General features: G+C 68.4%; 9 protein-coding genes. 5 read left to right on the top strand and 4 right to left on the bottom strand.

Annotated features, from left to right (window positions below; translation table 11 throughout):
• Nucleotides 1-28 precede the first annotated feature (28 nt).
• The gene (locus tag ACZ5WE_RS10360) at nt 29-2,527 is read right to left on the bottom strand and encodes an alpha-L-arabinofuranosidase C-terminal domain-containing protein (protein WP_467683897.1); all 2,499 of its coding nucleotides are present in this window, start codon (nt 2,525-2,527) and stop codon (nt 29-31) included.
• Nucleotides 2,528-2,805: 278 nt separating this feature from the next.
• On the opposite strand from ACZ5WE_RS10360, the gene ACZ5WE_RS10355 reads away from it, so the two are divergent.
• The 4 genes from ACZ5WE_RS10355 to arfA are packed head-to-tail and all read left to right on the top strand — an operon-like array spanning nt 2,806 to nt 7,544.
• Nucleotides 2,806-4,158, top strand: coding sequence for an extracellular solute-binding protein (locus ACZ5WE_RS10355; protein WP_467683899.1), 1,353 nt, complete (start codon nt 2,806-2,808; stop codon nt 4,156-4,158).
• The gene (locus ACZ5WE_RS10350) at nt 4,155-5,126 is read left to right on the top strand and encodes a carbohydrate ABC transporter permease (protein ID WP_467683901.1); all 972 of its coding nucleotides are present in this window, start codon (nt 4,155-4,157) and stop codon (nt 5,124-5,126) included. The genes ACZ5WE_RS10355 and ACZ5WE_RS10350 overlap by 4 nt, the downstream gene beginning before the upstream one ends.
• Nucleotides 5,123-5,995, top strand: coding sequence for a carbohydrate ABC transporter permease (locus ACZ5WE_RS10345; RefSeq protein WP_467683903.1), 873 nt, complete (start codon nt 5,123-5,125; stop codon nt 5,993-5,995). The genes ACZ5WE_RS10350 and ACZ5WE_RS10345 overlap by 4 nt, the downstream gene beginning before the upstream one ends.
• Before the next feature lie 31 nt (nt 5,996-6,026).
• Nucleotides 6,027-7,544, top strand: coding sequence for an arabinosylfuranosidase ArfA (gene arfA, locus ACZ5WE_RS10340; protein WP_467683905.1), 1,518 nt, complete (start codon nt 6,027-6,029; stop codon nt 7,542-7,544).
• Nucleotides 7,545-7,628: 84 nt separating this feature from the next.
• Here the strand turns inward: arfA and ACZ5WE_RS10335 are convergent, their stop codons facing one another.
• Nucleotides 7,629-9,524, bottom strand: coding sequence for an ATP-binding cassette domain-containing protein (locus ACZ5WE_RS10335; protein WP_467683907.1), 1,896 nt, complete (start codon nt 9,522-9,524; stop codon nt 7,629-7,631).
• Between the two features lie 330 nt (nt 9,525-9,854).
• The gene (locus ACZ5WE_RS10330) at nt 9,855-10,232 is read right to left on the bottom strand and encodes a MerR family transcriptional regulator (RefSeq protein WP_467683909.1); all 378 of its coding nucleotides are present in this window, start codon (nt 10,230-10,232) and stop codon (nt 9,855-9,857) included.
• 74 nt (nt 10,233-10,306) lie between these two features.
• Here ACZ5WE_RS10330 and ACZ5WE_RS10325 point away from each other — a divergent pair, with 74 nt between their 5' ends.
• The gene (locus tag ACZ5WE_RS10325; RefSeq protein ID WP_467683911.1) at nt 10,307-11,035 is read left to right on the top strand and encodes an SDR family oxidoreductase; all 729 of its coding nucleotides are present in this window, start codon (nt 10,307-10,309) and stop codon (nt 11,033-11,035) included.
• Between the two features lie 237 nt (nt 11,036-11,272).
• Here the strand turns inward: ACZ5WE_RS10325 and ACZ5WE_RS10320 are convergent, their stop codons facing one another.
• On the bottom strand, nt 11,273-12,655 hold the full coding sequence (locus ACZ5WE_RS10320; RefSeq protein ID WP_467683913.1) for a glycoside hydrolase family 6 protein: 1,383 nt from the start codon (nt 12,653-12,655) through the stop codon (nt 11,273-11,275).
• Nucleotides 12,656-12,665: the final 10 nt, after the last annotated feature.

The following is a 12,665-nucleotide window of genomic DNA, read 5'->3' as shown; positions in this document are numbered from 1 at the left end:
AGGTGAGCGCCGGGCAAAAGGATCTTCTTCAGCCGGTTCTGATCCTCATGAAGGTGATCGAGTTCGCCGGGAACGTGTAGGAGAACGTGTCGGACACACCCCGGAACGTCGAGGTCACCGGCTTGACCGGCGTCGCGTCCTTCGTGTTCTCCGCGGCCGGGTCGGCGGCGAGTGTGGTCACCTCGGCGCGCGGCCTCACCTTCGCGGCCGATCCCAGGGCGATCTTGGTGCGCGCATCCGAGCCCTGCGCGTTGACGACCTTGACGATGAGGTCACCGGTGGCCTTGTCGCGGGTGACGACCTGGCGGAACGGCTCGGCGGGTTTGTCGTCCGTGAAGGAGCCCCACTTCTCGCCGTCGAGGAAGAGCGTCACCTGGCGTCCGCGCACCTCCACGCGCAGGTCGTAGCTGCGGCCCGTCTCGATGGTCGTCGCGTCCTGGACCATGGTCTGCTTCGCGCCGTCGACGCTCTTCTCGACGGCCGACTGGGTGTTGTTCCAGCCGCCCAGGTTCCACCAGTAGTGGTTGCCGGTGTCCTGCACCCCGAAGGCGACCATGAAGCCCTCCTTGCCGGACTGCTTGGTGGCCTTCACGTTCAGGTCGTAGTTCTGCCAGCTCTTGTCGCCCGCCGTGACCAGGGTGTTCTCCGCGGCCTCGTCGGACTGGACGTACGCACCGTCCCGGACGGTCCAGGTGCCCTTGCCCGCCGCCTTGTTCCACCGGCCGTCGCCACCGGAGAAGTCGTCGCTGAGCAGCGTCTCGCCGTCCTGCCCGGTGACCTTCACGTCGTCGTACGCTGCGCTGGTCGCCCACGTGGAAAGGCCGACGGCGCCGGTGATGGGGCCGGAGGCGGCGGGGGTGTCGGAGGCCGTGGACGGCACGACCTCGTCGCCGGTGTTGCGCATGAAGAGCTTCTGCGTCTCGTAGTTGGCCGAGCCCCATGACTGGTCGTTGTCGTACCAGATCATGTTCGGCTTCCACTGCACGTAGTCCTCGTTGGCGAGCAGCGGGGCGTACGAGGCGAGCTTGACGACGTCGGCGTTGCGTTCAAGGCCCGTCATGAACGCCGCTTCGGACAGGGCGTTGGAGAACTTGTTGCCCTGCGAGGCGTACTCGCCGAGGAAGACCTTCGGGCCCTGCCGGTCATACGAGTCGTAGCGGTCGTTGTTCTCCAGGAACCACTGCGGGCTGTTGTAGTAGTGCTCGTCGACCATGGCCACACCCGCGTCGCGGTTGAGCTGCCAGGCCTTGTCGAAGGTCGAACCGCTGTCGTCGGGGCCCGAGTTGGAGATGACGGTGATGTCCGGGTACTTCGCCTCGATGGCCGCCCGGAACTCCTTGAAGCGGGCGAAGAACTCCTCCGGCAGGTTCTCCTCGTTCCCGACCTCGAGGTGGGTGAGGCCGAAGGGCTTCGAGTGGCCCATCGCCGCTCGCTTCTTTCCCCATTCGCTGGTCGCCGGGCCGTTGGCGAACTCGATGAGGTCCAGGGTGTCCTGGATGTACCGCTTGAGGAGGGCCGGATCGTCGGTGGCCTTGTTCTGGCCGCAGCCCGTCACCAGGGCGGGCACGACGGGCAGCGGCATGGCGCCGGTGTCCTCGGCGAACTGGAAGTACTCGTAGTAGCCGAGTCCGTAACTCTGGTTATAGCCCCAGAAGTTGGCGTTTGTGGCGCGCTGTTCGACGGGCCCGATGGTGTCCTTCCACTGGTAGGAGCGCTTGCGCTGCCAGCCGGACTTCTCCTCGTACGCCTCGTGGGAGCCGGTGTTGACCAGGCAGCCGCCGGGGAAGCGCAGGAAGCCGGGGTCCAGGTCGGCGATCTTCTCGGCGAGGTCCTTGCGCAGGCCGTTCGCACGGCCCTTGTACGTGTCGCGCGGGAAGAGTGATATCTCGTCGAGCGCGACGGCGGTGTCCGAGGCGACCGTGAGCCGGCCCGTGGCGGAGGTGCGTCGCGCGGTGAACGTGGCCCTGTACTTCGCCCAGCCGCCGCGCGCGGTGACGCGGCGGACCGGGGCCAGTTCGCCGGAGGCGTCACGCAGGGCGAGGGTCAGGGGGGCCTTGTCCGACCCGCTGCCTCCCGGACCGCTCGTCCGGGCCCAGGCCGAGAAGTCGTAGCGCTTGCCCTTGGTGACCGCGATGCCGGTGTTGTAGCCGGTGTTGGTGACAGACGAACCACCGTGCAGGGAGAGGTAGTTGCGGTTGCGGGTGGTGAGGCGGCCGGCGTCGTTCACCACCTCGGCAGGTCCCGACGTGTCCCATGAAGTCAGAGGCCTGTAGGCGGCGTTGTCGGCGGTGGAGTACTCGAAGGAGCGGTTCTGGACGAGCTCGGCGTAGAGGCCGCCGTCCGCCGCGCGGTTGATGTCCTCGTAGAAGACGCCGTACATCGAGTCGTCGATCTTCGCGCCGGTGCGGGTCGTGTCGACGTCGATGGTGTAGTCGGTGGGTTCGGCCGCGGTGGTGGGTCCCGCGGCGAGCGTTCCGGCGAGCAGGGCCCCCAGGGTGAGCCCGAGCCTCCATCGTCTGCGTGCCATGCGTACGTACCCCAGTCTTGTGCGACGGATGTGCGGTATTTCGAACGCTGATCAGTGGGTCGAACGGCAACTTAGGCAACGAGGAGCGGCGCGTCAACGCATGGCGCAGGAAGCGGCCGAGGTGCGCCCTGAGGTTCGTGATGTCGAACAACAGCCGTGAAATTCACGGGACTTCACCTCCGACCTTGTCCGAAGCGTTGACGTGCCCCGCGTTCGACCTTACGGTCCCGTTCGAAGTTGCGAGCAGCATTCGAAATATCGAACAGAAGTGAGCCGCAATGTCACCACCCCTCCCGAGCCGACGAGGTGTGCTCGGCTCCATCGGAGCGCTCGCCGTCGCGGGCAGCTTCGGACTCGCCGCCGCGAACCGCAGCGCCTCCGCGATCGCGTCGGACGCGGACGTACGGGTCCGCTACTGGAATCTGTTCTCCGGCGGCGACGGCGCCAACATGATCGCGATGCTTGACGCCTTCCGCGCCGCGAACCCCGGGGTCGAAGTCAAGGACTCGACCCTCCAGTGGGGGAACCCGTACTACACCAAGCTCGCGATGGCCGCCTCGGGGAACCGCGCCCCCGACCTCGCGGTGATGCACCTGGGCCGGATACCCGGCTTCGCTCCCGGACAGCTACTCGATCCCTGGGATGTGCGGCTGCTCGCCAAGTACGGTGTGCGCGAAGCGGACTTCGACCCGGTGCTGTGGAAGCGCGCCGTCGTCGACGGAGAGCTGTTCGGCCTCCCCCTCGACATCCACGCCCAGCTCTGCTTCTACCGCAGGGACGTGTGCGAGCAGGCGGGACTGCTCGACGCGGGCGGCGATCTGGCCGAGGTCACCTCGCCCGAGGACTGGTTCAAGGCGCTCAAGGCCGCCAAGAAGGCCGTCAAGGGCGACGTCCACACCATCGGCATCAAGGCCGACGAACCGAACTTCTCCTGGTGGTTCTTCCTCTCCTTCTACACCCAGCTCGGCGGCACCTGTCTCAGCGCCGACGGCCGTGACGTCACCCTCGACACCGACAAGGCCACGCAGGTCCTGGAGTTCCTGCGCCGGCACCTGACCGACGGATACTCCACCGCGATCGGCATCGCCGACGCCGAGGCCTTCGTGAACGGCTCCGCCTTCACCTGGGAGGGCAACTGGTCCGTGCCCGTCTTCAGCGGCGCGAAGCTCGAATACGGCGCGACCCCGCTGCCGCCCGTCTTCGGCAAGCCCGCCACCCACACCGAGTCGCACTGCTTCGTCCTGCCGCACCAGTCGCAGCGCGGCGGCGCCGCCGACCAGGGCGCGCACCAACTGGCCGCGTACGTCGTCAAGAACGCCACGGCCTGGGCCCGCGGCGGCCACATCCCCGCCTACCTGCCGACCCTTGACGACAAGACGTATCTGTCGCTCGAGCCGCAGTCCGAGTACGTCTCGGCGATGGATCACATGGCGGTCGAACCGTCGGCCTGGTTCGCCGGTTCCACCGGCCTCCTCGCCCAGCGCATCGGGCCTGTCATCGCCTCCTCGAACGTCGGCTCCGCCAAGCCCGATGCCACGGCCCGCCGCATGAAGGACGTACTCGAGCAGCTGGTCGCGATGAGGAACCCGATGCAGGGCCGCTCCGCCACCGAGGGAGGGACCGCCGCATGAGTGCCGTCGACGCCGCCGCCGACACCGCCGCCGACCCCGCCCTCGCACCGGCGGCCGTACGGTCCGCCCGGGCGGCGGACGCCGATTCGCTGCGGGCCCGGCTGACCCGTCGTCTGCAGCACGGCGGCTGGTTCGTCGCCCCGTTCCTGACCCTGTTCGCGCTGTTCGTGCTGCTCCCGATCGGCCGCGGCCTGTGGCTGAGCTTCACCGACGCCAACATCTCCGGCACGGGCGCACGCTTCGTGGGCCTCGACAACTACCGCGAGGCCCTCGACAGTCCGCTCCTGTGGGACTCCCTCGGTCACAGTGCGTACTTCACCCTGCTCGTGGTGCCCTGCATCGTCGTCCTCGCGTTCCTCCTCGCGATGCTCGCCCACCACATCGAGCGCGCGAAATGGCTGTGGCGGCTGTGCTTCTTCGCCCCCTTCCTGCTGCCGTCGACGGTCGCGGGAAACCTGTGGCAGTGGCTGTTCAACCCGGCCACCGGAATGATCAACCACGTCTTCGGCCTCGACACACCCTGGCTGACCCAGAAGTCCACCGCCCTGCTCGCCGTCGTGATCACCACGCTGTGGTGGACGGTCGGCTTCAGCTTCCTGCTCTTCCTGGCGGCGCTGCAGAACATCCCGAAGCATCTGTACGAGGCAGCCGAGCTCGACGGGGCGGGCGCCTGGCAGCGGACGGTGCACATCACCCTGCCGATGCTGCGCAACATCACCGGCCTCGTGATCACTCTCCAGATACTCGCCTCGCTCCAGGTCTTCGACCAGGCCGTGGTGATGCAGGACTTCGGGCCGGGTCCCGAGGAAAGCACCCGGACCTTCGTCCAGTACACCCTCGAAGAAGGCTTCACCGCCTACCGCGTGGGCTACGCCTCGGCGATCTCCATCATCTTCTTCGTGCTCATCGCGGCCATCGCCCTCGGCCGGATGTGGCTTCTGCGCAAGCGTGAGGAGGGCGTGCGATGAGCACGGCCGTCGTCGTACGGAAGAACACCCCCAAGAGCCCGAAGAAGAAGTGGACCCCGAGCCAGATCGTGCTCACCTCGCTCGGCGTCCTCGTCTCCGCACTGTGGATGACGCCCCTGCTGTGGGCCCTGTTCACGTCCCTGAAGTCGGAGACCGAGGCCGTCGAGGTGCCCACCCACTGGGTGCCGGACGAGTGGACGGGCCAGGCGTGGAAGGCGCTCTTCGACAGCGGCAACATCACCGACTGGTTCGTGAACTCGGTCGTCGTCTCGGTCTGCGTCACCTTCATCGTGGTCCTCGTCAGCGCGCTCGCCGGGTACGGCTTCGCGCGCACCGAGTTCCGGGGCAAGAACGTGCTGCTCGGCCTGGTGATGGCGGGCCTGATGGTGTCGCCCGCGGTGCTCGGCGTCCCGCTCTTCACGACCGTCCAGGCCATGGGGATGGTCGACACCTACTGGGGCATGATCCTGCCGCAGTGCGCGCCCGCCGCGATGGTCTACATCCTCTACAAGTTCTTCCAGGCGATCCCGCACGAGCTGGAGGAGGCCGCGTACATCGACGGCGCCGGACGCTGGCGGGTCTTCTTCACGATCGTCCTGCCGCTGTCCAGGCCCTCGCTCTCGGCCGTCGGGATCTTCACGTTCATCGCGTCCTGGAACAACTTCCTGTGGCCGTACATGGTGACCAACAACCCCGACCTGATGACGATGCCGAACGGCATCGCGACCGTCATGAACTCCTACGGAATCCAGTGGGCGCAGCTGATGGCCGGCGGCCTCATGGCGGGCCTGCCCCTGATCGTCGTCTTCGTCTTCTTCCAGCGCCAGATCGTCAGCGGCGTGGCCCACACCGGCCTGGCCGGACAGTGACCACCGCCCATCGCACGCCGAAAGGTTCTCCATGGCCCCCCGCACCGCCCGCTTCACCCTCGACCCCGCCTTCGCCGTGGGCGATGTCGACCCCCGGCTCTTCGGCTCCTTCGTCGAGCACCTCGGCCGCTGCGTCTACACCGGCATATACGAACCGGGCCACCCCTCGGCCGACGAGGCGGGGCTGCGTACCGACGTGCTCGGACTGATCCGCGAGCTCGGCGTGACCGCGGTGCGCTACCCCGGCGGGAACTTCGTCTCGGGATACAAGTGGGAGGACTCCGTCGGCCCCGCCGACGAGCGCCCGCGCCGCCTCGACCTCGCCTGGCACTCCACGGAGACCAACCGCTTCGGGCTCCGCGAGTACATCGCCTTCCTGCGCAAGATCGGCCCTCGGGCCGAACCGATGATGGCGGTGAACCTGGGCACGCGAGGCGTCGAACAGGCCCTGGAACTCCAGGAGTACGCCAACCACCCCGCCGGCACCGCGTGGTCGGACCTGCGTGCCGCGCACGGCGACAAGAACCCGTTCGGCATCCGCATGTGGTGCCTGGGCAACGAGATGGACGGTCCGTGGCAGACCGGCCACAAGACCGCCGAGGAGTACGGGCGCCTGGCCGCCGAGACCGCGCGTGCGATGCGCCAGGTCGACCCGGAAGTGGAGCTGGTCGCCTGCGGCAGCTCCGGCCAGTCCATGGAGACCTTCGCCGCGTGGGAAGCCACCGTCCTGGCCGAGACCTACGACCTTGTCGACCACATCTCCCTGCACGCCTACTACGAGGAGACCGACGGCGACCGGGATTCCTTCCTCGCCTCCGCCGTCGACATGGAGTCCTTCATCGAGAACGTCGTCGCCACCTGCGACCACGTGGGCGCACGCCTGAAGTCCAAGAAGAAGATCAACCTGTCCTTCGACGAGTGGAACGTCTGGTACCAGTCCCGGCCGCACCCCGAGACCGAGGACAGCCCGCGCGACTGGCCCGAGGCCCCGCGCCTTCTGGAGGACAACTACACCGTCACCGACGCGGTCGTCGTCGGCTCGCTCCTGATCGCCCTCCTGCGGCACGCCGACCGCGTCGCGATCGCCTGTCTGGCCCAGCTGGTCAACGTCATCGCGCCGATCCTGACCGAGCCGGGCGGCCCGGCCTGGCGGCAGACCACCTTCTTCCCCTTCGCGCAGGCCTCGCGGCACGGCCGCGGCCAGGTCCTCGACGTACGCGTGGACTCACCCGCGCATCGGACGCCGAAGTTCGGCGAGGTCTCCCTGCTGCACGCGACGGCGGTGCGAGCCGAGGACGGCACCGTCACCGTGTTCGCGGTCAACCGCAGCCAGAGCGAGCCGCTGCCGCTCGAAGTCGCGCTCCACGGGCTTGAGTTGCAGAGCATCATCGAGCACAGCGTCCTCTCCGACGCGGACCCGGAAGCCCGGAACACCCTCGCGGACCCGGAGCGCGTGGCACCGCACGCAGCCACCGGGACCGCACTCCAGGACGGCACGTTGCGCGCCGTCCTGGAGCCGCTGTCATGGAACGTGATCCGGTTGGGCTGAGGCCCCCGTAGGCCGCCGTCGGCGTCCTTGATCACCGCCTGGCAGCCGGGGCCGATCTAGCGGTGGTGAAGGGGTGCAGAAGGCTCACCGGTCCTTGGACAGGGCGACAAGTTCCGCGAACAGGCCCTCGGCGGCGGCCAGTTCCTCGTACGTGCCCTGGTCGATGACCCGGCCTTTGTCCATGACGAGGATGCGGTCGGCGAGGCGGGTGTTCTCCAGTTGATGCGTGACCACGATCGTGATGCGGTCGCAGGCGCCGCGCTTGATCTTCTCGAAAATCTGGTGTTCGCCCCTGGCGTCCATCTGTGAGGTCGGCTCATCCAGGATGAGCAGTTCAGGACGCCGGTAGATCGCGCGGGAGCATGCCAGGCGCTGCCACTGTCCGCCGGAGAGTTCGGCGCCGCCGAAGACTTCACGGGCCAGCAGCGTGTCAATGCCGTCGGGCAGCGCCTCGACTGCCTCGCGCATGCCGACGGCGTCGATCGCTTCCCATACGGCCGTGTCGTCGTGGGTGCGGGGCTGTCCGAGCGTGACGTTCTCGCGGACGCGCAGGGGCCATTGGGCGAAGAGTTGCGGCACGAGTCCCGTCCGCGCCCAGACCGTTTCCTGGTCGACGGTGGCGAGGTCTGCTCCGTTCCACAGCACGCGTCCCTTGTCCGCGAGATAGATGCCGGTGATCAGACGCAGGAGAGTGGACTTGCCGCTGCCGTTCTCGCCGACGATGGCCAGGATTTCGCCGCGTCGCAGCGAGAGGGAGACGCCGTCCACGGCCGGGCGGTCCTTGCCGGGGTACTGGTAGACCACGTTGTCCATCCGGACCTCTTCGACGGTCGTGGTCGCGGGCAGATCGCCGCGGTGTGGGGCCCGCTCGGCGGCGTCGTCGAGGAACGCCTGCATGTCGGTGAGATAGAGGCTGGTGTGGAACAGAGCGGCCCCGTTGATGACGACCTGGGAGAGCGCGGCCAGCGTGGTCTGCACGGCGATGACGGCGGTTGCGGCCACGGCGAGTTCGATACGGCCGGTGGTGGCCAGCCAGGCCAGGGCGGCCCAGGTCAAGAGCAGGAAGGCGCCGCCGGCCGTCGCGGACAGCAGGGTGATGCGCAAGGTCCGTGGGGCCACGGCAAGAAGGCGGCGGTCGATTCGCTCGGACAGCGAGCCGTACCAGAACAGCAAGTAGCCCGTCATGCCGTTGGCGCGGACCTCGTCGCCGTGCTTGGGCGTGGTGGCCCACCAGCGCATCATGTGGCGCACGTTGCGGTCCGACACGTTCGCGTAGTGCATCTCGTAGTCGACTCGAGCGGTGAGAACCGCTCCGACTCCGGCGGGCAGCACCGCGAGGAGGAGCAGGGGCAACATCGCCCAGTGCAGCACGGACAGGACTCCGCTCGCTGCCACCATGGTGATGAGAGCTGCCATGAATCGCTGTGCGTCGGTCACCATCACGTGCGTGCGGGTGACGCCCATCTCGGCGGCTTCCTGCCGGTCGGCGAAGCCGTCCTGGGCGTAGGCGGCGGCTTCGACTCGGCACACCGCTTCGACCAGCGAGGTGTCTGCGTAGGTCGTCAGTGGCGGGGTAAGGCGGCGGCCTGCGTACGAGGCGAGCGCACTGCAGAGCCGCCCGAGTGCCGCCGCACCGGCCACGACGAGCAGTGCGGGCAGCGCCTGATGAATACGGTCAACCACCGTGCCAGTGCCGAGGATGGGGCGCATGGCGCGGGCGGTCGCCACCAGGCCGACAGCGGCGGCGATACCGGTGACGAGTTGGCAGGTCACCAGGAGGAGTACGGCTGTGCGATCGAGCTGCCACGCCATCTGGCAGATGCGGCGCAGCACGGACGGCAGGCGGGCGCACATAAGAGTGAACGACACGTTGCCGAGCGGGTTGACGGAGTATTCGCCGCTGTAGCGGATTTCCGCAGGCGGAGGAGGGGGCGGCGCTTCCTTGTCAGCGGTCGAGGCGTCAGTCACAGTCACCTGCATCCCTCCTGAGAGTTCCGTGCCGCACCTGGATGGCTCGGCGGTGCACGGCATAACGACGCTTCAAGGGAATCGAACGTGCTCGATTCCAGTCGTCCCTCGACCCAGGAATCCTCGGGGCTCCGAACGCGGGAGCTCAGTGATTCGGGCCTCGCGTTGCGACGGGAATTGGCTGAAACGCCGAGCTCGATACGGGTGTGACGACTGAGGTTTGCCAGCTTCGGCTCTGGCGGCCCTGTGCTCGCCAACGGAGCTCGCGTGCGGCACAAATACTCCCGCCGTTGATCGCTGGTGCGACGTCCGACCGACTGTGCCTACGGGTGCCGACTGTGCCTACGGGTGCGTGGCCGTGATCGCGATGACCTCGTCGAGGCGGTCCAGGGCGGCCTGCAGGTCGTCGACCTTGGCCTGGATGCGGTCGCGCTCGGCGTGCAGCATGGCTCGTTGCTCGGCGTCGGTGTGCCCGGAGTCCCAGCACGGAAGGAGTTCCGTGATCCTTCGGCTGGTCAGGCCGGCGGCGAACATCTGCTGGAAGAAGCGGACCAGGGGGATGGCGTCCTGTCGGTAGAGGCGCTGGCCGGATGGGCTGCGCTCCGCGATGAGCATCCCCTGCTGCTCGTAGTAGCGCACGGCGCGCACCGAGACGCCCGCACCCCGTGCCACCTCGCCGATGCGGATCAGCCGCCCGGCCGCGGCCTCTGTGACGGTCATGGTGCTTCCTCTCACCCGGCCCTGACGACCAGCACTTGCCTCTGACGTCAACGTCAGGTCCTAGCGTACCGGGCATGGACATCAACAACTCAGTTGCCCTTGTCACCGGAGCCAACCGCGGCCTGGGCCGCGCCTTCGCCCAGCGCCTGCTCGAACGAGGCGCCCGCAAGGTCTACGCGACGGCCCGCCGACCGGAGACCGTGGACCTGCCCGGGGTCGAGGTGCTGCCCCTCGACATCGCCGATCCCGCATCCGTGAGGGCCGCCGCCGAGGCCGCCCCGGACGTCTCGCTGCTCATCAACAACGCGGGGATCCAGACGGGGACCGACCTGGTGACCGGTTCGCTGAACGCGGTGCGGCACGAGCTGGAGACCAACGTGTTCGGCCACCTGGGAATGATCCGGGAGTTCGCGCCGGCGCTCGCCAGGAACGGCGGGGGCGCGATCGTCAACGTGCTCTCCGCCATGTCGTGGTTCGGGGGCAAGGGCGCCAATGCCTACCACCTGACCAAGGCCGCCGCCTGGGCCATGACCAACGGCGTCCGCCTGGAGCTCGCCGAGCAGGGCACGCTCGTGACAGCGGTGCACCTCGGCCTGGCCGACACCGACATGGCCGCGGGCTGGCCCGTGGACAAGATCGCGCCGTCGGACCTGGCCGACGCGGCGCTCGGCGGTGTCGAGGCGGGCTCCGCCGAGGTCCTCGCCGACCAGTGGAGTCGGGACGTCAAGTCCCGGCTGCCGCTGACGCCGGAAGATTTCAACGCCGCGATGGACCGCGCCCTGGCGGCGCTAACGGCGGCCTGAGGGGCCCCTCGGGGTTCCGGCGACGCGGACCAGGGCGGGCAGCGCTACTGGCCGCGGGTCCTTTCCTGGGGGGAGGCCGAGCTCGGTCAACTTGCACGAACGGGAGCGCGGTTGGACCCGGGCATCGAGTGCCCGGGTCCACGTCCTGGTCGCTACCGGTGCGCGGTGGCACCCCGGCGGGGCGCGGGGAGCTGCGCGAACAGCCACGCGAACCCGCGGGTGGCGAACCGGCGGCGCTTACAGCGAGGGATACGCGTTCTTCAGGAGCTGCTGGAACTGCGCCGAGAACCACTTCCCGGAGATCGGCGCGTCGGGCAGCGCGCCGGAGCGGTTGAAGCCGTTGCGGGGATTGCCCTCGTAGGTCGGGTCACACATGCGGTCGAAGCCCTTGCCCTCGTCGTTCGGGATTTCCTTGCTCGACCCGTCGGACTCGCCCGGCGGCTTGATCCACACGTAGGCGTCGATGCCGGCCTCCGGCGCCGTCGTCGGGCGTTCACCGAGGCCCGCACCCGACTGGTTGCACCAGTTGCCGATGTGGATGCGCCGGTCGTAACGCCCGCCCTCCACATAGGTGTTGACGTCCGTGGTGGGTCCGGGGCCCGCGGGCCGGGCGGAGCCGCCCCAGCCGTTGCGGGAGGTGTCGATCAGCATGCCGATGTCGGACCGGAAGCCGGTGGAGACGAGCTGGTTGCGGAACGACTGGGCGAAGGAGAGTTCGTCTACGGAGCGGTTCCAGTCGACCCACTTGGACTCGCGGACCGACCGGCCGTTGACGGTGTCGCCGATCTTGAAGTTGTTCTCCTTCAGGGCACTGTAGTTGGCGGTGTTGGTGATGAAGCCGTGCACGTTGTCGACGCTGCCACCGTCGGCGGTCGCCGCCTGGTGCATGACCTGGGCGGACGCGGCGAAGTTGTCGTCCCAGCCGATCCAGCCGTGGTGGCCCGCGTCGACGTAGTTGTAGACGTTCGGCACGGCGCCGAGTTTGCGCAGCGCGTACCCGACACCCTTCACGTAATTCCCGTTGGCCTTCATCACGTCGCACTCGGGCGTCGCGGTGGGGCGGCCACCGGTGTTGGTGACGAGGTTGGGCAGCGAGTCGATCTCGACGGTCGTGACGATGCGCAGGTTCGCGTACTTGGAGTCGGCGAGGATCGCCGCTATCGGGTCGATGTAGTCGGTCTGGTACCTGCCGATCTCGGTGGGGCCGAGCTCGCCGTTCGATGCGAGCGCGGCACAGTCCCGGCCCGGCAGGTTGTAGATAACCAACTGGATGACTCCCGCGCCCTGTTGGAGCGCTTCGTCCAGGTGGTCGCGCAGGCCCATCGCGTCACCCGCGCCCTCGATCGCGGCGATCCGGTCGAGCCACACGCCGGTGGGCTGGTTCGCTATGGCGCTACCGCCCGGCTCGGCAGCGGCCTTCGCCGACCACTCGGGGTTCACATAGGGCTTGGCGCCCGCGTACGGATTGTCGACGCGGGCGGCGGCTGCCCGGGTCGCGCCGGTGCCGCTGTCGCTGCCGCTCACGGCGAGCGCGGTGCCGCCGGTGGTGGCCAGGACGGTGGCGAGTGCGGCGAGGAAGAGGGTGCGGGATCTGCGGTGCCGGGTGGTTGTACGGCTCATGGCGGGGGTG

The sequence above is a fragment of the Streptomyces sp. NPDC033180 genome (genome assembly GCF_055577645.1).
The sequence above is the reverse complement of the archived record's forward strand: the minus strand, read 5'-3'. Positions and strand labels throughout refer to the sequence as shown.